General features: G+C 69.1%; 19 protein-coding genes and 1 tRNA gene. 14 read left to right on the forward strand and 6 right to left on the reverse strand.

All coding sequences use genetic code 11. The features are described 5' to 3' along the window. Positions 1-42: 42 nt before the first annotated feature. Positions 43-729: an alpha/beta fold hydrolase gene (locus tag BMY07_RS17895; RefSeq protein ID WP_092779654.1), complete on the reverse strand. Its 687-nt coding sequence runs from the start codon at positions 727-729 to the stop codon at positions 43-45. Positions 730-803: 74 nt separating this feature from the next. Between BMY07_RS17895 and BMY07_RS17900 the strand changes: the two genes are divergently transcribed. After that, complete coding sequence (locus tag BMY07_RS17900; RefSeq protein ID WP_092779656.1) at positions 804-2117, forward strand: aminotransferase-like domain-containing protein; 1314 nt, start codon at positions 804-806, stop codon at positions 2115-2117. Positions 2118-2345: 228 nt separating this feature from the next. On the opposite strand, the gene BMY07_RS17905 is transcribed toward BMY07_RS17900, so the two are convergent. Further along, positions 2346-3098, reverse strand: coding sequence for a type VII secretion system-associated protein (locus tag BMY07_RS17905; protein WP_092779658.1), 753 nt, complete (start codon positions 3096-3098; stop codon positions 2346-2348). 609 nt (positions 3099-3707) lie between these two features. Here BMY07_RS17905 and BMY07_RS17910 point away from each other — a divergent pair. From BMY07_RS17910 to BMY07_RS17920, 3 genes are all read left to right on the forward strand, one after another. Continuing rightward, positions 3708-4181, forward strand: coding sequence for a helix-turn-helix domain-containing protein (locus BMY07_RS17910; RefSeq protein ID WP_170224013.1), 474 nt, complete (start codon positions 3708-3710; stop codon positions 4179-4181). Positions 4182-4307: 126 nt separating this feature from the next. Next, positions 4308-4799 carry a hypothetical protein gene (locus BMY07_RS17915; RefSeq protein WP_092779662.1) on the forward strand — a complete coding sequence of 164 codons (492 nt, stop codon included), beginning with the start codon at positions 4308-4310 and terminating at the stop codon, positions 4797-4799. Positions 4800-4859: 60 nt separating this feature from the next. Then, positions 4860-5936: an alpha/beta hydrolase family protein gene (locus BMY07_RS17920; RefSeq protein WP_092779664.1), complete on the forward strand. Its 1077-nt coding sequence runs from the start codon at positions 4860-4862 to the stop codon at positions 5934-5936. A 4-nt stretch (positions 5937-5940) separates the two neighbouring features. On the opposite strand, the gene BMY07_RS17925 is transcribed toward BMY07_RS17920, so the two are convergent. Next, complete coding sequence (locus BMY07_RS17925; protein WP_245782461.1) at positions 5941-6387, reverse strand: transcriptional regulator; 447 nt, start codon at positions 6385-6387, stop codon at positions 5941-5943. Between the two features lie 357 nt (positions 6388-6744). Here BMY07_RS17925 and BMY07_RS33750 point away from each other — a divergent pair, with 357 nt between their 5' ends. After that, entirely contained in the window at positions 6745-7392 is a 648-nt protein-coding gene (locus BMY07_RS33750; RefSeq protein WP_143073531.1) for a tetratricopeptide repeat protein, read from the forward strand. 422 nt (positions 7393-7814) lie between these two features. Here the strand turns inward: BMY07_RS33750 and BMY07_RS17930 are convergent. Beyond that, positions 7815-7887 (reverse strand) — tRNA-Arg (locus tag BMY07_RS17930). 154 nt (positions 7888-8041) lie between these two features. Between BMY07_RS17930 and BMY07_RS17935 the strand changes: the two genes are divergently transcribed. The 3 genes from BMY07_RS17935 to BMY07_RS17945 all read left to right on the forward strand — a co-directional run bounded on the left by BMY07_RS17935 (position 8042) and on the right by BMY07_RS17945 (position 10924). Continuing rightward, complete coding sequence (locus tag BMY07_RS17935; protein WP_092779665.1) at positions 8042-8977, forward strand: ABC transporter ATP-binding protein; 936 nt, start codon at positions 8042-8044, stop codon at positions 8975-8977. Beyond that, positions 8974-10179 (forward strand): ABC transporter permease, encoded by a 1206-nt coding sequence (locus BMY07_RS17940; RefSeq protein ID WP_092779667.1) that lies wholly within the window; start codon positions 8974-8976, stop codon positions 10177-10179. The genes BMY07_RS17935 and BMY07_RS17940 overlap by 4 nt, the downstream gene beginning before the upstream one ends. Positions 10180-10276: 97 nt before the next feature. Beyond that, on the forward strand, positions 10277-10924 hold the full coding sequence (locus BMY07_RS17945; protein ID WP_092780045.1) for a response regulator: 648 nt from the start codon (positions 10277-10279) through the stop codon (positions 10922-10924). Here BMY07_RS17945 and BMY07_RS17950 read toward each other — a convergent pair. Both BMY07_RS17950 and BMY07_RS17955 read right to left on the reverse strand, forming a co-directional pair. Next, positions 10900-12411, reverse strand: a complete 1512-nt coding sequence (locus BMY07_RS17950; RefSeq protein WP_092779669.1) for a GGDEF domain-containing protein — start codon at positions 12409-12411, stop codon at positions 10900-10902. The two genes, BMY07_RS17945 and BMY07_RS17950, sit on opposite strands and share 25 nt — an antisense overlap. A gap of 126 nt (positions 12412-12537) precedes the next feature. Next, positions 12538-13179, reverse strand: a complete 642-nt coding sequence (locus tag BMY07_RS17955; protein WP_092779671.1) for a histidine phosphatase family protein — start codon at positions 13177-13179, stop codon at positions 12538-12540. 53 nt (positions 13180-13232) lie between these two features. Here BMY07_RS17955 and BMY07_RS17960 point away from each other — a divergent pair, with 53 nt between their 5' ends. From BMY07_RS17960 to BMY07_RS17985, 6 genes are read left to right on the forward strand one after another with little or no spacing between them, the layout of a single operon-like run. After that, the gene (locus BMY07_RS17960) at positions 13233-13550 is read left to right on the forward strand and encodes an EthD family reductase (protein ID WP_092780047.1); all 318 of its coding nucleotides are present in this window, start codon (positions 13233-13235) and stop codon (positions 13548-13550) included. Continuing rightward, a complete protein-coding gene (locus BMY07_RS17965; RefSeq protein WP_218150684.1) occupies positions 13547-14389 on the forward strand; it encodes a 3-hydroxyacyl-CoA dehydrogenase family protein in 843 nt (280 codons plus the stop codon). The genes BMY07_RS17960 and BMY07_RS17965 overlap by 4 nt, the downstream gene beginning before the upstream one ends. Then, on the forward strand, positions 14383-15546 hold the full coding sequence (locus BMY07_RS17970) for a GNAT family N-acetyltransferase (RefSeq protein ID WP_092779673.1): 1164 nt from the start codon (positions 14383-14385) through the stop codon (positions 15544-15546). Before BMY07_RS17965 ends, BMY07_RS17970 begins: the two co-directional genes overlap by 7 nt. Before the next feature lie 18 nt (positions 15547-15564). Beyond that, positions 15565-16176, forward strand: a complete 612-nt coding sequence (locus tag BMY07_RS17975) for a trimeric intracellular cation channel family protein (protein ID WP_092779675.1) — start codon at positions 15565-15567, stop codon at positions 16174-16176. Positions 16177-16217: 41 nt separating this feature from the next. After that, the gene (locus BMY07_RS17980) at positions 16218-16925 is read left to right on the forward strand and encodes a response regulator transcription factor (RefSeq protein ID WP_092779677.1); all 708 of its coding nucleotides are present in this window, start codon (positions 16218-16220) and stop codon (positions 16923-16925) included. Beyond that, complete coding sequence (locus BMY07_RS17985) at positions 16925-18319, forward strand: sensor histidine kinase (RefSeq protein ID WP_092779679.1); 1395 nt, start codon at positions 16925-16927, stop codon at positions 18317-18319. Before BMY07_RS17980 ends, BMY07_RS17985 begins: the two co-directional genes overlap by 1 nt. Positions 18320-18344: the final 25 nt, after the last annotated feature.

Genomic DNA, 18344 nt, shown 5'->3' on the forward strand with positions numbered 1-18344 from the left:
CAGTAGGTAAGCGCTTTCCCGCACTACAACGAGACGCGTGTCTCAGTGGGCCGCCAAGAACCGGGCGACGGCGTCGTTGAACTCCTCGGGCCGCTCCAGGTTGGGCAGGTGCGCCGCGCCTCTTATCTCTACGACGTGCGTGGCGGGGATGAGCTTCACCTCGTCGAGCGGGGTGTACTCGTCCTCGCTGCCCACTACGACCAAGGTAGGCACGGGGTGGGCGCGTAGTGATTCGCGGTAGTCAGGCCTGTCTGCTCGTCCACGCTGCGCTGCTGCTGCTCCCTCTGGTGGCGCTGACAGCATCATCTTCAGCACGTGCTCCGCGGCTTCGTTATTGCCGGGGGCGACCATCTTGGACAGGACTTCGCGCGCGTAGGGCTCCATCCCTTCTCGACTGAGCCTGTCCGCCATGTCCAGGCGGTCCTGTCGCGACTGTGTTGTCTCCGCGCGGGCCGTCGTGTCGGCGAGGATCAGGGCGCGCACGCGTTCCGGGTACCGCCGGTGGAACTCCATAGCGATCTGGCCGCCCATAGACAGGCCGCAGAGGACTAGAGGGACGTCCGGGGCTAAGGCGGCGAGGTCGTCGGCGAAGGTGCTCATCGCGGTCTTGCCGGACGCGGGTTCTGCCGTGCCGTAGCCGCGCAGGTCAGGGGCGATGGCGTCGAACCGGGCCAGTTGGGGCGTCCACATCGTGCGGTCGAACGGGTGGCCGTGGATGAGCAGCAGCATGGGGCCTCCTTGTCCCCACCACCGTATTCGGGGCATGCTGTCGGAGCAATGAAAACAATGCCCTCGGAGCAATAATGGACTTCCGCACGGTCGCCGACCGGATCGCCCGCGACATCGCCACCGGCGCGCTCGGCCCGGGGACGCGCCTGCCACCGCAGCGCCGCTTCGCCCGTGACCACGGGATCGCCGTGTCCACGGCGTCCCGCGTGTACGCCGAGCTGGTGCGGCGGGGCCTGGTGGTCGGCGAGGTCGGGCGCGGGACGTACGTGCGCGCCACGCCATCGGTCGCCGAGGCCGCCCTGGCCGAGCCGAGTGGCGCGCCGGTCGACCTGGAACTCAACTTCCCGGTCCTGCCGGAGCACACGGCGCTGATCGCTGAGAGCTTGCGCGTGCTCCTCCGCCACGACGTGCTCGCCGAGTCGCTGCGGGCCGTTGGCGTTACCGGAACTCCTTCGGCTCGGGCGGCGGCCGTCGAGTTGCTTGCGCGCGGGGGTTGGGTGCCGCGTCCGGAGGATGTGTTGTTCGCGGGCAATGGGCGTCAGGCGATCGCGGGGGCTATCGCGGCCTTGGTGGCGCCGGGGGAGCGGTTGGGGGTGGAGGACATCACTTACGCGGTGGTGAAGGGGATCGCGGCGCGCCTGGGTGTGGTCCTCGTGCCGCTGGCGACGGACGGCGAGGGGGTGACACCGGAGGCGTTGTCGTCGGCTGTGGGCCTGCGTGCTGTCTACCTGCAACCCACGCTGCACAACCCGCTGGGTGTCTCAATGGGACCTCGCCGCCGCGAGGCGATCGCGGAGCTGTTGTGTGCCAGGGACATCCCGCTCATCGAGGACGCCATCTACGGCTTCCTCCACGACGACCCTCCATTGTGGTCATTTGTGTCGCGCGCGGTTCTCGTTGACAGCCTGTCGAAGCGCGTTGCCCCCGGCCTCAGCCTCGGCTTCGCGGTGACCTCCCCGACCCTGCGCCCGCACCTGGTCAACGCCATCCGGTCCGGCGGCTGGTCCCCGCAGCACGTCGCCATGGCCGCCATGACCACCTGGACAACTGACGGCACCGCGGCCCGCCTCCGCGCCGACAAACGCGCGGACGCCCAAGCCCGCCAATCCCTGGCCGCCCAGTACTTGTCGGGCCAGGACATCCAGGCCGACCCCCGCTCCTACCACCTCTGGTGGCGCCTACCCCCGACCTGGCGCCCCGACACCTTCGTGGCCGCCGCGGCCCGAGCCGGGATCTCCGTCACCCCAGCCGCCGCTTTCGCCATCCCCCCGACAGTCCCCCCACAAGCCATCCGCCTGGCCCTGGCCTCCCCACCCCTCCCCACCCTCGCCACGGCCCTCTCCCACCTGGCAGCCCTAGCCGCGACCCCAACCCCCGACGCCGACTGATCCCGCCCCCTGGCTGATAACGATCAGCCAACCCCGCAGTCCCCGAACCCCGTGCTCCCCGCCCAATCAAGATCAACTCCCCGACCGGGGCCCACCCTCCCGGGGTCCGGGGTCCCATCTCTGAACCTATCGCTTTGCCCGCGGTGTCAATAGCGTCGCGCAAGGCCTGTGGACAACCAGCCGCCTTGGGGACAACCCGCCACGCGCGCCCGGCTACTGGTCGCGAACTCACCCGGCGACAAGCCGCAGTGCCTCGATCAGCACCGGCCCGGGGATCCGCACCTGCAGGTCCGGCGCCGCGTGCAGCAGCAGGTCCGGCGGCCCCCCGGCCTGGTCCGCCAGCCGGTCGATCAGGATCGCGATCTCCACCCCGCTGAACTTCTGCCAGTGCTGCGGCCAGTCCGGCGGCACCGCGTCGTCGGTCACGAACGCGTCGACCACCCGGTCGCGCAGCACCAGCCGGGTCCGGGGCGGCCGGGTCGGGTCCGCGGGCAGCACGAGCGTCGCGGCGAGGACGGCGATCACGGCTTCCCGGTACTCGATCTGCCCGGTGTGCGCCAGCTGCAGCACCGCCTCCGCCTCCGACCGCGGTTGCGGCCACCCCAGCGCCACCGGCGACGGCCGGTACTGGGGGTTGGCCTGGAACTCCGCGATGACCCCGCCCCAGGTGTCCACCGGGTAGCGGCCGACCACCGCCCAGTCGGGGGTGTCCGGGCCGGGGTGGGAGGGGTCGAGGACCTCCACCCAGCCGCCGGGGTGGCCCAGGGCGTAGGACCGCATCTCCGGGGTGATCGGGGGCGACCACCGGGGGCGGTAGCGCGGGTTGGGGACGAACTCGCTGGTGATCTCCCCGTTGCCGTCGACCAAGTACCTGCCTGCGACCTGCCCGTCCTCGGCGACGACCGGCAGCCAGCTGTCGGGCGCGGACTTGGCCTCCGCGCGCAGGGCGGCGGTGATCGGAGGACGGTGCGGGGTCGACATCGGCCGTGCCACTCTCCCTGGCTCGTGACGGGTCCTGACGAGTAACTCGCAGGGTACGAGAATCGGTTGCCGGAGACGGGACGACAGGGCGACACCGCCCGGGGGTCGCGCAGTCTTGCCCGACCAGGTGGAACGCGGCTTCACCCCAACCGGTGACCACGGAATCGCCTGCTCACACTCCGTGTAGGCGCGGACCTGCGTGGACGCGGGGGAGCGGCCAACATCGACAGTGCCCCTGACGCCTCCGGTCGGATCTGCCAGGTGTACCCGTTCGTGTCCAAGGTGGGCTCCGGGACCGCACGTCGTCCGGGCTGGGGAACGCGGCGAGCGGCGCGGTCCGGTCACGACACCGCCGGGCCGCCGTCAGTAGCCGAGCGGAGTGTGCTCGTGGCAGCGGCATTGGGCCATCCCGGTGAACCACGGGGGCCACCGAATCCCGCAGTGGTGCGAAATCCACCGCCATCCGGGTGTCGACGGCTGGTCGGGCCGTTGGTCGATATGTCCACAGTGGACTCGACGCTATGCCTGCATTTACGAAACAATAGGCAACACGATCAGATGGGCGTTTCGCTGTCGTCATGGCGCTTGGCATGCGGGATCATCTGCGCCATGACCGGTCGGGACGGCGAAGACACCAACTCTTGGCCACTCGGGGAACTGCTGCGCCGTGCGCGTGACGATAAGGGCTGGTCGCAGGAGGACGCGGCGCAGAAGGCCCGGTTCTCCCGCACCTCGTGGCAGCAGTTGGAGAGTGGGCGGCGGGCGGACCGCAAGCCGTTCCGCCCCAAGGCGGACACGGTGATCAACGCCGCGCTGGCGGTGGACATCGAACCGAGCGAGGCGCTGCGGCTGGCCAACCTCGACCCGACCAAGTACGAGCCTGCCCGCGCCGGGCGGCCAACGGCGACGGTCACCGAGGTCCGCGAGCTGGTGATGCGGCTGACCGAGGAGCAGCGGCAGGCGGTGGTCAACCTGATCCGGTCGTTCACCGAGCCGATCCCCTCGACCTCGCCCACCACCGCCGAGGCCTACCGGCACAACAACGTGCTGCCGCACAAGAAGCGCGGCAAGGGCGACTACTAGCGGCACCGCCGAACGGGTGGAGTTCGGACACCGTTCCTCCGCACAACGTCCACCCGATCGCACCACCGGCCGGGGCAGGCTGGGTCGTGGACCCGCCCACCCGGGGCGGGCTGCGAGAGGAGTGCCATGAGCACGGTCGTCCTGGGGGCTGTCGCAGCGGTGTTCGCGAGCGTCCTGCCCGCGGATGCGGGGACCAGCATCACCTTCGCGGGCGCGCCCGGCGCCTTCCCGGTCGACGGGGCCAGCGGCGCGTGGGCGACGCCCGAGCTGGAGCCGAGGATCTGGGAGTACGACAACGTCATCAAGTTCGACAGTGACAGCTACAACGGGCACGGGTTCGACTGGCTGGCCATCGAGCTCTCCGGTGCCGGTGGCGCCCCGCTCGCGCCGGGGACCTACACCGGCGTGACCAACCGGTACCAGCACCCGGACAACGTCGGCATCCAGGTGATCTGGAACGGGCTCGGCTGCGGCGACGACACCGCCGAGTTCACCATCACCACCCTGGAGCGCGACGAGGACACTGGGCGCCTCACCGCGTTCGACGCCGACATCACCCAGCGCTGCGGGGCCGCGGACGGTCCGGTCTTCACCGCCGCGCTGCACCACCGGGGCTGATCGGCGCCAGGGCGAGGATAGGTCTAGACCATAGTGGCCGGTTGTCGCTAGCCTGCGGCCATGCGGTCGCGTGTGGTCACCCTGCTCCTCGCCCTGGTGTGCGCCCAGGTCCTGCTCGTCGTCCCGGCGACCGCGACCCCGGTGGTCCGGTTGCCGCGCCCGACCGGACTCCTTCCGGTTGCCACCAAGGCCGTCCACGTCGTCGATGAGTCCAGAGTGGACCCGTGGGCGCCGTCGCCGAGGCCGCGCGAGCTGATGGTCCAGCTGTGGTACCCGACGTGGACAACCAGGGGCGAGCGCGCCGAGTACGCCGACGTCGAGGTCACCCGGTCGCTGGAGGCCGCGCTCGGAGCGCCCCAGGACTCGCTGCGGGTGATCACGCCCAACGCCGTGCGGGATGGCGCCGCGGTGCCGGTCCGGTTGCCGCTTGTGCTGTTCAGCCACGGTTACGCGGGTTCGCGGGCCACGGGAACGGCACTCGCGGAGGACCTGGCCAGCCACGGGTACCTCGTCGCCGCCGTCGACCACACCTACGAGGCCGCCGCGGTCCGCTTCCCGGACGGTCGCGTGATCCACCACGGACTCCCGCCCGAGGACGACGTCGCCGCCGCGATCCGGGTCCGGGCCGACGACCTCAGCACGGTGCTGACCGAACTGCTCCGCCGCCGTCTGGTCGACCCGCGTCGAGTCGCCGCCATCGGCCACTCCGCGGGTGGCGCTACCGCCTTCGAGGCCGCCCGAACCGACCGCCGGATCCACGCTGCTCTTAATCTCGACGGCGGTCTTACGTCACCGGTGGCTCCGGTCCCGGTTCCAGCGCTCTTGCTGACAGGCGCGTGGCACTTCGACTCGTGGACTGAATGGGCTTCGGTGCAACGCTCGTGGGGCCGTCACCTGGCTGTGAACACCATGGGCCACTACAGCTTCACCGACGCGCCGTACTACATCGAGCCCGGTAACCTGCGCGCACTACCGGCCGATATCTTCGCCGAGCTATTTGGCACCATTAGCCCTACCCGTGCGATCGAGTTGCAGCGCACCTACGTCCGCGCCTTCCTGGACCGCCAGTTGCGCGGAGTGCCCACCGCGTTGTTCGACCGGGAAGTCCCGCGATACCCGGAAGTCGAGATCCGCTGAACCGTCACCCGGCCGCGGAATCGTCGTCCCGCGCTTTCTCGGTCAGCCGGTGGAATTGGTCGACAATGAGCTGCACGTTGTTCTCGATCCGGTCGAGCCGTTCCGTCCGGACATCGATCACGTCGATCTTCCCGCTGATTTCCCGCAACAGGTGGACGATCAACTCCAGGTACCCCGGCACGTCATCGGCCGACTTGGCCGCAGGCTCACCCGGCCGCGGCGGGGACCGGTGCTCCAGCACGGAAATCAGGTGCTGCGGGTGCAGTTCCAACGCCGTCGACAACGCCTCCAGCGTCAGCGGGCTGCGCTTGCGGTCGCCGAGGTTGTACTGGATCTCCCGAATGGTCCCCTTCGACAGCTGCGACCGCCGGATCAGTTCCTGCTGATTGAGCCCCAGCGCCACCATCCGCTCGCCAACCACAGCAGCCACCGCCGCCCAGTCTTCCTCCACCAATTCCCTCCACCCTCGGCACAGGCGCCCGAGAGTAGCGCCCCCCGATTGTCGAGGCAGCCCGCCCGGCGGTACGGTTAATATTAATCCAATAGAACGGATAAAAAGAGTTGTCCCGAGAGGGTGTTGAGTCGACTCCGCAACCTGCACACCACCTCCGGCAGTGCTGCGGACGCCAGCTCTCGGGCGACTTCCCACTCGGCCCGCAACGCCCTACCCCCGCAGCCCCTAGCAGTCCCTCCCGCCAAGCGACCTCCTTCACCATCCGCGCCGTCGAGCCGCTACGAGAAGAACGAGTTGCGTGGTGCGCAACGCTGGTGGCGGCGTGCGGCGGATGCGGGCCATTGGCTAGCGGCATTGGAGTTGGCACGGATCACCAGTGATTCCGCGCTGCATGCCAAGCGAGTCCTTCTGCGGCAGGCGGCTCGTGGCGGTATCGGGCCTGCCGCGTCGGTTCTGGGCGGCATGCTGTCGCGCGAAGGGAGGTGGATCTCGTCAGCTGCTGTCCTGCACAAGGCCGCGGCCGCCGGAGATGTCTCCTGTCTGCGGATTCTCGGTGTCGCCTACGCCGAGTTGGGACGGACAGGCAAGGCGCGTGAGGTTTGGGCTAGAGCTGCGGAAGCGGGCAGCGCCCCCGCTGCGGTCAACCTCGGCACGGTGGAAGCGCAGTCCGGCCGTGTCCCTGCGGCCCTAGCGATATGGGAAAGCCTTGAGGAGTCCAGCTACTCGCCGGTCGCCTTTCGTTGCCGAGGTGTGGCCGCGCTGCTGGCTGGTGACCACGCAAGTGCGCTCGCTCTTCTCGCGAAGGCCAACGAGGTGACCGACTGGCGTTCGTCGGTACTCCTGGCCTATTCCCATGCCCGCCTCGGGAGCTCGGCCGAGGCGGCGATCTGGATTCGGATAGCGCGTCGTGTCGGCCTGGGCAGCGCACGAGACGGTCACGTTTACCTGCGCAAGGTCGTGGCCGGTGACTGGTTGGCAGTGGTGGGCGATTGGCAACGATAGCGAGAACAAGGTCAGGCCCTGGCCCGCGATCTCGCAGACCAGAGCCCGACATCACCCGGCGAAAGGTGTCCACCGACCATCGCTCCAACGGCCCCCACCGCCAACACAACAGCCAAACCCTCCAGGCGCCCATCCCCCCGCACCCAACCTCGCCACCCCGAACCCGCCCGCCGCACCCCCACAACAAGCGCCCCACACAGACCCCAAACACCTAACGCGCCCCCCACTCAGGGGCCCGGGGCCAAGCTCTCCCGGTCGGGCACAGTCAAACCCGCGCCCCCACTCGGGGGCACAGTCAAACCCGCGCCCCCACTCGGGGGTCCGGGGGCGAAGCCTCCCGGGCGGGCCTGGGGTTGCACCCCAGAGAAAATGACGAGCGACACCCCCCGCGCTTTCCGCGGGCACACCTCGCCCAGAGCTCGTGCCCCCGGCAGGATTCGAACCTGCGACGCACGGTTTAGGAAACCGATGCTCTATCCCCTGAGCTACGAGGGCGGCGCCTGACACCCTACCGGGTCCGTCTCTGGCACGGCTCGCGGGTGGTCCTCAGGGTGGACGTCCGGGGAGGGGGGTGGGTGGTCCACTAGGGGCGATACCGGATGTCGGTCCGTTTGAGGTGTGGGCAGGATGCTCCTGGTACGGGCTGTGGATGAGGGGAGTCGGGGTGGCTGGGCGGCGGTTGGAGATCGATGGGGTGTCCAAGCGGTACGGGGACATCGTGGCGTTGCGGGAGATGACGTTCCAGGTCGGGGCGGGGGAGCTGTTCGGGTTCGTCGGGTCGAACGGGGCCGGGAAGACGACCACGATGCGGATCGCGCTGGGGGTGTTGGCGGCGGATGCCGGGGTGGTCCGGTGGGACGGGGAGCCGATCACCCTGGAGACGCGCAGGCACATCGGCTACATGCCGGAGGAGCGCGGGCTCTACCCGAAGATGAAGGTCGCCGAGCAGCTGGTCTACCTGGCTAGGCTGCACGGTTTGACCACGGCGCAGGCGAAGCGGTCCGTGCAGGAGTGGACCGAGCGGCTGGGTGTCGCGGCCAGGCGTGACGACGAGGTGCAGAAGTTGAGCCTGGGCAACCAGCAGCGGGTGCAGCTCGCGGCGGCGCTGGTGCACAACCCGTCGATCCTGGTGCTGGACGAGCCGTTCTCCGGGCTGGACCCGGTCGCGGTGGACGTGATGAGCAAGGTGTTGTCGGACAAGGCGGCGGAGGGGGTGCCGGTGGTGTTCTCCAGCCACCAGTTGGACCTGGTCGAGCGGTTGTGCCACCGGGTAGGGATTGTCCGCAATGGACAGATGGTCGCCTGCGACACGGTCGAGGCGTTGCGCGCGGGCGGCATCGAGCACCTGGTGGTGGACGCGCCGCGGGCTCCGCGCGGGTGGGCGGACGGGCTGCCGGGTGTCACGGTGGTCGAGCAGACCGGCACCAAGACCGTGTTCGAGCTGGGCGAGGGGGTCGACGACCAGGCCGTGCTGCGGGCGGCGCTGGCGACCGGGCCGGTCACCGAGTTCAGCAGGCGCGGGCAGTCGCTGACCGAGCTGTTCCGCAACGTGGTGTCCGAGTCGCACGAGGCGGTGGCGGCATGAGTTCGGTTCCCGATGTGCGCGTCGGCAACTGGGAGGCGGTCGGGCTCGTCGCGGGGCGGGAGATCACCGGCAGGCTCAAGTCCAAGGCCTTCATCATCACCACCGCGGCGACGCTGCTGCTGCTGATCGGCTTCAGCCTGGTGATGAAGTTCGTCGCGGGCGGCTCCGACGCCACGGTCGGCGTGTCCGGCGGCTCGGTCGCGCTGGAGGCCCCGCTCAAGGCGACGGCCACCTCGATCGGGCAGACCATCGACACCCGGCAGGTCGACGAGGCCGCAGGCCGGGCGCAGGTGGACAGCGGCGACCTCGACGCGCTCCTGGTCGGCGACGGCAGCAAGATCGTCGTGGTCGTGAAGAAGGAGATCGACGAGAAGCTGCGCAACACGCTCAACGTGCTGGCCGGTCAGCTCGCGCTCAACCAGGAGATCACCGACCTCGGTGGTGACCCGGCGCAGGTCGGCAAGCAGGTGGCCGATGCCAAGGCCGAGGTCAGGCCGATGGAGCCGCCGTTCGACTACAACGGCCAGCAGCTGGTCATCGGCATGATCGCCGGGATCCTGATCTACATGTCGCTGCTGATCAACGGCCAGTCGGTGGCCCAGGGCGTGGTCGAGGAGAAGTCCAGCCGGGTGGTCGAGCTGCTGCTGGCCACGATCCGGCCGTGGCAGCTGATGCTGGGCAAGGTGGTCGGCATCGGCGTGGTCGGCCTGGTGCAGATGGTGGTGATCGGCGGGGCCGGGATCGCGGTCGGTCTGGCGACCGGGGTGTTGACCATCTCGGTGTCGGCCGCGGTCGGCACGGTGGTCTGGCTGGTCGTGTGGTTCCTGCTCGGGTTCTTCGCCTACTCGCTGGTGTTCGCCGCGCTCGGTGCGCTGGTGTCGCGGCAGGAGGACATCGGTGGGGTCATCACGCCGCCGTTGATGTTCGTGATCCTCGGCTACGTGCTCGGTATCTCGATCCTCCCCTCCGACCCGGGCAGCAAGCTGATCGAGATCTTGTCGATGGTGCCGCTGTTCGCCCCGACCCTGATGCCGATGCGGTTGGCGATGGGTGGCGTACCGGCGTGGGAGGCCGGGCTCGCTGTTGTGCTTGTCCTGGCTCTTATCCCGGGCCTGGTGTGGTTGTCCGGCCGCATCTACCGCAACGCCGTGACCCGTAGTGGCGCCAAGGTCAAGCTGCGGGATGCCCTGCGCGCTACCTGATCAAAACACTGTCACGTGTGGAACCGGGCGACAGGGTACGATCTCACCTCATGCACCGCTATTTGGTGACGGAGTGACGGTCGACCGGGAGGCGCCTGTGATCAAAGTGCTCATCGCGGACGACGAGGACCTGATCCGGTCAGGTCTGCGGACGATCCTCGCCAGCGCGGGCGACATCGAGGTGGTCGCCGAATGCGACGACGGCGTGCAGGTGGCAGACCTGGTCAGGCTGCACCGGCCCGCCGTCGTCCTGCTGGACATCAGGATGCGCACCTGTGACGGCTTGGACGCCTTACGCGCGCTGATGGCCCTACCGGAGCCTCCGGCCGTGTCGATGATGACGACCTTCGACGTCGACGAGTACGTGCGCGAGGCACTACGCATTGGTGCGAATGGGTTTCTTCTTAAGGACACCGAGCCCGCGCACATCATCAAGGCCGTGCGTGACCTCGCGACCGGTGGCGCTGTCCTTGACCCGAAGGTCGCTGCGCGTGTGGTTACCACGGTCGCGGATGGTGCCCGTGCCGCTGAACCTGCCCGACAACTGCTGTCGACGCTGTCTGACCGTGAGCTTGAAGTCGTTGGCTTAGTGGGTCACGGGCTCTCGAACGCCGAGATCGGCCAGCAGTTGCACCTGTCCGAGGCGACGGTGAAGGGGTACGTGTCCGCTGTCTTAGGCAAGATCGGTGCGGTTAACCGGGTCCAGGCCGCGTTGGTGGCTTACCGAGGCGGCTTGATCGCGTAGTCCTCGGACGGCGTGTAGACCTCGACACGGTTGCGGCCATGGCGTTTTGCGCGGTAGAGCGCCACGTCGGCGTTGGCGAACAAGCGCTCCAGCGTGTCGTGGCCGGTGGCGACCCCGACGCTCACCGTGGGCTGCTGGGAGACCCCGAGCATCGTCGTCCAGTCGTGGTGGTCGACCGCGAGCCGGATGCGTTCCGCCACCGCGACCCCGACCGGGCTGGTGCGGCCTTCCGAGTGATCGGTGACCGCGTCGGTCAGCAGCACCACGAACTCGTCGCCCGCCCAGCGCGCGATCAGGTCCCCGCCACGGCACTCCGCCCGCAGCAACTGCGCGACCTCCCGCAGCGCCGCGTCACCCGCCGCGTGCCCGGCCACGTCGTTCACGCTCTTGAACCAGTCGACGTCGATCAGGACAAGCCACGGGATCCGGCCTGTCGCCGTCGCGCGGTCCAAGATGCCTTGCGCGGACCGCTCCAGGCCTAGGCGATTAGACAGCCCTGTCAGCGGGTCTCGGGCAGCCATCTCTTGCGCTGCCGTCGCCAGACGCTGCGCGCGGATCGCAAGGCGTCGCTGCTCCAACGCCTGACCTAGACCCTCTTGCAGCGTCTCTATCGCTGTCTGCCGGGCGGAGATGTTGCGGCGCAGCGCCTCCGCCTCGCCGACCGGATCGCCGTTCTCGTGGCAGACGTCGGCCAAGTCTTGCGAGTACCGCTGCAAGAGCGACGCGTCGTTGATGCGCTCGGCCTCGTCGACCGCGATCCGGCCGAACCCGGTGGCCTGGTCGAGCCGCCCCTGCCGCCGCCGAACCATTGACAGCACCCAGTTCCCGACCGACCGCGCCCACCGGTTGTCCTGCCGCGCGGCGAGCGTCAACGCCTCGTTGGCCGTCTTCTCCGCGCGGAACAACTCGCCGATGCCCGCCAGCGCCGCGCCGTAGGCGGCCAGGAGCGCGATGTGGATGCGCCCCTCGGTGACCAGCGCCAGGCCTTCCTCGAACAGCGGGATGGCCTCCCGGAACGTCGCCTCGGCCAACTCGGGCGGCAGTTCGCAGGCGCGGAAGTTCAGCGTGCCCGCCAGTCCTTGCAGGCAGTGAGCGAGGATGTCCCTGTCTTCACCTGATCGTGCGACCTCGACCGACACTCGACTGATGTCCAGCGCGGCTCGGCGGTGACCGATCCCGTCCAGCAGGTACCCCAGCCGCCCCAGGGTGTCCGCCGCGTACGAGCCGGTCGGCTTCTCCGCGTCGATATCGCTCCACCCCTCGGCGGCCAGTTCGAGGGCGAGCGGGATCCGCTTGAGCCGCCACGCCGCGACCGCCCGCCTGGTCAGGATCGCCGCCCTGGTCCACGGGTCCAGGTCCGGCGGGACCTTGGCCAGCAGCTGGTCGAACAGCGAGTTCGCCTCGTTGGCCCGCCCGGCGTCGATGAGCAGGCGGACCTCCTGGTCCGCCAACAACGCCTCGGTCGCGCCCTGGCCGTCGTGCCCCACACCGTCCCCGACCTGCTCGCCGAACGGCGGGCCGTTCGTGGTCTACGACACAGTGACGGCCAGGCTACAAGCCCGCCGCGACATGCACCGAATGGAGTAGTGGCGCTCTAGAGCTGTGCAGTCCCGTCAGAGCTGTGTGGTCCCGTCCGGCGACTCCCTCCATTGCGCGAACGGCCGGTCTAGCGCCCATCGGCCGTCTTCGTGAGTCAGGACTCTGTGGTCGCAGTGCGGCGGGTTCGACAACGATTCGAACAGCTCGATGCTCCACGAGAACATCCGCCTGCACAGCAACCGCATCGTCAACCCGTGCGACACGACCAACGCCGTGTCGGGGTGGCTCGGATCGTGCTCTACGCGGGCCTCCAGCTCGGTGAGGAAGCTCGCCACGCGGTCATCCACGTCCGCGCCCGACTCGCCGTGCGCGAGCCGGTAGAAGAAGTGGCCGAACTCGTGCCGCTTCTGCTTCTGGACCTGCTGCTCTACCGGGTCCTGCAGGTTCCCCCAGTCCTGTTCACGTAACCGGGGCTCTTGCACACGCCGTTCTACCGGTAGGCCTAACAACTCAAACGTGCGCATCGTGCGCACGTACGGACTGATGTAAGCGGCTACTGGTCGGCCCGTGAGCAGCTCGCGTAGACGCGTGCCTTCGGCGCTTGCCTGCGCCTCACCGCGGGGGGTCAGGGGGAGGGCGTGGTCGGGTATGCGGCAGTAGGCCAGCTCGTCGATGTTGCCCAGGCTCTCGCCGTGCCGCAGCAAGATGATCCGCACACTCACTATCGTGCCCAATGTCCACCCTGGCCGAACAACCCTGGAGCCGATCCGTGATTAAGTACATCGCCTTGTACCGGCGGCCGGACGAGCCGGAGGACTTCGACGCGAAGTACTTCGACAGCCACCTGCCGCTCATCGAGAAGACACCCGGGCTGCTGCGCTGGGAGGTCGCCAAGGTGCAGCGGGTCTTCGTGCACGGTTTCCTCGGCGAGAGCGAGCCCTACCTGGTCGCCGAGATGTACTTCCAGGACGAGGCGGCGCTCAAGACCGCGCTCCAGTCACCCGAGTGGCAGGTGGCGGGGGCGAACCTGTCCGAGATCGGCGGTCTTGACCTGGTCGCCATGTTCGCCGCGGAGGTGCGGTCGTGAGCGTGCCGGGCACGGTCGCGGTAGTGGGCGGCGGCACCATGGGAGCGGGCATCGTGCACGTCTTCCTCGCCGCCGGTAGCTCTGTCGTGCTCGCTGAGGCTGACGCCGAACGTGCGGCTCTAGGCGTGAGCAACGTCGAGGCGTCGCTGAAGAAGGCCGAGGAGCGCGGCAAGCTCGACGGGACCGCGGCCGAGCTGCTCACCCGCCTGTCCACAGTGGAAGACCTCGCCGCGCTGCCGACCGACACCGCCCTGGTCGTGGAGGCCGTGCCGGAGCGGCTGGACCTCAAGCGCGCCGTGTTCGCCACCGCGGCCCGGCGCTGCCCGGACGCGGTCCTCGCGTCGAACACCTCGTCGTTGTCGATCACCGAGCTGGCCGAGGGCCTGCCGGGGGAGCGGCTGATCGGCATGCACTTCTTCAACCCGGTGCCGGTCCAGGCGCTGGTCGAGCTGGTCGTGCACCCCGGCTTGGCCGCGTCGACTGCCGCGACCGCCCGCGGCTGGGCCGAGGCGCTGGGCAAGACCGTCATCGAGGTCAGGGACTCGCCCGGCTTCGCCACGTCCCGCCTCGGGATCGCGGTCGGCATGGAGGCCATCCGCATGGTCGAGGAGGGCGTCGCCTCCGCCGAGGACATCGACACCGGCATGCGGCTCGGCTACGCGTGGCCGATGGGCCCGTTGCGCTTGACCGATCTTGTCGGCCTTGACGTGCGGCTCTCCATCGCCGAGCACCTCGCGCGCGAGCTCGGTCCGCGGTTCGAGCCGCCGCAGTTGCTGCGCGACAAGGTCGCCCGCGGGGAGCTCGGGCGCAAGACCGGACAGGGATTCTTCTCGTGGTAGTCGTTCGCCCTTACGCAGACGAGGACTACGAGGCCGTCTACCGACTGCGGCGCTTGGCGTTCGGTGGACCCCACGAGCCGCCCCCACCCACGGTGGAGTCGCATGGTGGGGCGAGCGCTCTTGTCGCGCACGACGACTCCGGCCTGGCCGGTTACCTGCGCGTCTGGGGCTACCGCCAGTTCTTCGGCGGTAGGGCGGTGCCGATGGGTGGCGTGGCCAGCGTGTCAGTAGCACCTCACGCGCGAGGTAGTGGCGTCGCCGGGAAGTTGCTGACCGATGCTCTAGCGCTGATGCACGAGCAAGGACAAGGGATCTCCACGCTGTACCCGTACGTGATCCCGCCTTACCGCCGTCACGGCTGGGAACACGTCGGCACCATGCAGACCGCGTTGGTGACGTTGTCCGACCTCGCGGGCACACCACGGTCCTCGGTCTCGGTCCGACCGGCGACCGAGGCCGACCTGGATGCGATCCACGCCTGCTACCTCAGGACAGCGTCAACGATCGACGGCATGCTCGACCGCGCCACCTCGGCGTTCACCCTGTCTCGCGTGCTCGAACTCGACGTCGTCACCGTCTCTCCTGGACCTGACGGTCTACGCGGCTACCTCACCGCTGCTCGACCTGACGGCAAACGCTTGCGCGTCTACGACCTGATCGCCGACGACGTAGACACCGCGCACGCGCTCTTGCGGCAACTCGGGAGCTGGTCAGGTGGCATAACCGACGCCAACGTCCGACTCGTCGACTACACCTTGCTCGACCTCACCGTGCCGGGCGGTCTCCAGCGCGGCTTGGAGGTGCACGACTTCATGCTCCGCGTGGTCGACCTCCCTGTAGCGGTAGCGGCGCGGGGTTGGCCGGCCGTGGCGGAGTCGAAGCCGTTCAGCGTGGACATCGAGATCACCGACCCGCACGCCCCGTGGCAGGCAGGGCGGTGGCGCTTGATCCACGAAGACGGCACGGTCACAGCCGAGCCAGGTGGAAGTGGTGAGGTCTGCCTGGAGGCTCGTGCGCTCGGTCCCTGGTACGCGGGCTCGGCGACAGCGGCCTCGCTGCGAAAGGCAGGGCTCCTGACCGGCCCGCACGAGGCGGCCATAGCGCTCGACAGGCTCACCGGCGCGCCGCACCCGGTCCACCTAGCCGAATCCTTCTGAGTACTACCCTGCGCGTTTGTGCTGCTCATCGTCCTCGAACTGATCGGTCTCGCCGTGTTCGCGGCATCAGGGGCCTTGGCGGCCGTTCGAGCGCGGCTTGACTTGTTCGGTGTCGTCGTCCTAGGGCTCACCACGGCCCTGGGCGGCGGCATCCTCCGCGACGTGCTGCTCGGCATCCACCCGCCGACGAGCCTCACGACCTGGACCTACCTGGTCGTCCCGGTCGGGGCAGCGCTAGGAGTCTTCGGATTCCACCCCCAAGTCGCCAAGCTGAGGCGCGCGGTACTGCTAGCCGACGCAGTAGGCCTAGGCCTGTTCACCGTGTCCGGTACCGCTACCGCCCTCAACACGGGCGTCCCGGCCTACACCGCTTGCCTCATCGGCATGACCGCAGGCATCGGGGGCGGGGCACTACGCGATCTTCTGCTCCGCGAGATACCCCTAGTTCTCCGGCGCGAAATCTACGCACTGGCCGCGCTCGCCGGTGCCGTCGTAGTTGTCGTCGGCACCCGAACTGGCTGGCCAGCGGCTCTTGTCGCGGTCGTGGGGGCGACGATCGTTAGCGCTGTCCGGCTGGTCGCACTCTGGAGGCAGTGGAACGCGCCAGTCGCTAAGGGTCTTGAACGGTGAACTCTCAGGCGCGTCTCAGCAGCACAGTGAAGACTAACCGCATGCGCATTCTGGTAGTCGACGACGACCGGGCCGTGCGCGAGTCCCTCCGGCGGTCGTTGCAGTTCAACGGCTACCTGGTAGACCTCGCCAGCGACGGCCAGCAGGCGTTGGAGGCCGTCCTCGGCACCGGCGGCGACCAGGTCGACCGCCCCGACGCCATGGTGCTCGACGTGATGATGCCCCGGCTCGACGGGCTGGAGGTGTGCAGGCGGCTGCGCGGCGTCGGCGACGACCTGCCCATCCTCGTGCTCACCGCCCGCGACCTGGTCTCCGACCGCGTGGCCGGGCTCGACGCAGGCGCGGACGACTACCTGCCCAAGCCGTTCGCGCTGGAAGAGCTGCTCGCGCGCCTGCGCGCTCTGCTGCGCCGGGCCGCCCACGAGCAGACGACCTCCACCGCGCCCACGCTCGGCTTCGCGGACCTGGAGATGGACCCGGGCACCCGCGAGGTCCGCAGGGGCGAGCGCCAGATCAGCCTCACCCGCACCGAGTTCGCCCTCTTGGAGCTGCTGCTCTCGCACCCCAAGCAGGTGCTCACCCGCGGCCGGATCCTGGAGGAGGTGTGGGGCTACGACTTCCCCACCTCCGGCAACGCCCTGGAGGTCTACGTCGGCTACCTCCGCCGCAAGACCGAGGCGGACGGCGAGCCGAGGCTGATCCACACCGTCCGCGGCGTCGGCTACGTCCTGCGTGAGACCCCACCCTGATGACTGACCTCCATGTCGGGGACCGCGCGACGCAGCGTGTGTCCCTGCGCTCCCGCATCACCTTGTTGGCCGCGTTCTGCGTCGGCGGCGCGGTCGCCCTGGTGTCCCTCGGCGCGTACATCACCGTGTACCGCGGCCTCTACCAGCAGATCGACGACAACCTGCGCGAACGCGCCGACGCGCTGGTCAACAACACCCAGGTCGTCGCCGAGGGCCGCACCGAGATCCCGCGGATCTTCCTGGAGCTGTCCGACATCAAGTTCGACGTGATCGACGAGACCGGCCAGTCCGCGATCAACCGCCCGGTGATCCGCCCGCCGGTCGGCTCGGAGGAGCTGGAGGTCGCCGCTGGGGCGAAGGTCCAGCACGTCCGCACCGACCAGGCCACCGACACCCGGGTGCTCACTGTGAAGTACCCGTTCCTCGAAGGCACCGCCCTCGTCCTGGCGCAACCGCTGGAGTCGACGAAGAGCACCCTGAGCAAGCTCGCGGTGGTCCTTATCGTCATCGGCGGCTCCGGGATCATCGTCGCTGCCTTGGCCGGTACCGCTGTCGCGCGCGGCAGCCTAAGACCGGTGCAGCGCCTTACCGCCGCGGCGGAGCGGGTGACCAGAACCGGTGAACTCAGACCTATCCCCGTCGCCGGGGACGACGAGCTGTCTCGGCTGACCGACAGCTTCAACACCATGCTCGGCGCCGTCGCGGAAGCCCAGGAGCGACAACGCAGGCTCGTGGCCGACGCCGGGCACGAGCTGCGGACGCCACTCACCTCGCTGCGCACCAACCTCGAGCTCATGCTCGCCTCCGAGGCCCCCGGCGCGCCGAACCTGTCCGCGCAGGACCGCGCCGAGATCCAGGACGACCTGCGGGCCCAGCTCGACGAGCTCACCCAGCTCATCGGCGACCTGGTCGAACTGGCCAGGGAGGACGCCGCGCCCTCGGTGCAGGAGCACGTCGAGCTGCTCGAGGTGGTCGAGCAGGCGCTCGACCGCGCGCGCAGGCGGGCCAGCCACGTCCAGTTCGACGTGCGACTACAGCCGTGGCACCTCGTCGGGCACGCCGCGTCGCTGGAGCGCGCGGTGCTGAACCTGTTGGACAACGCGGTGAAGTTCAGCCCGCCGGGCGGTGTCGTCCGGGTCGAGTTGACACCAACGGGTGATGGTTTTGCCTTTCTGCAAGTTGCTGATGCGGGCCAGGGAATCAGCGACGACGACCTCCCGCACGTGTTCGACCGGTTCTACCGCTCGGAGGAAGCACGCACGCTCCCAGGCTCTGGTTTGGGCCTGGCGATCGTAAAGCAGGCTGCTGAACGGCATGGTGGATCAGTGTTCGCCGGTAGATCTGCCGACGGCGGCGCGCTAATGGCGATGCGCCTTCCCGGCAGGGCCGACTGAGCCGACCGGGGTAAGCGGGCGTCGC

This window comes from Actinokineospora terrae (assembly GCF_900111175.1).
Taxonomy (GTDB): Bacteria; Actinomycetota; Actinomycetes; order Mycobacteriales; family Pseudonocardiaceae; genus Actinokineospora; species Actinokineospora terrae.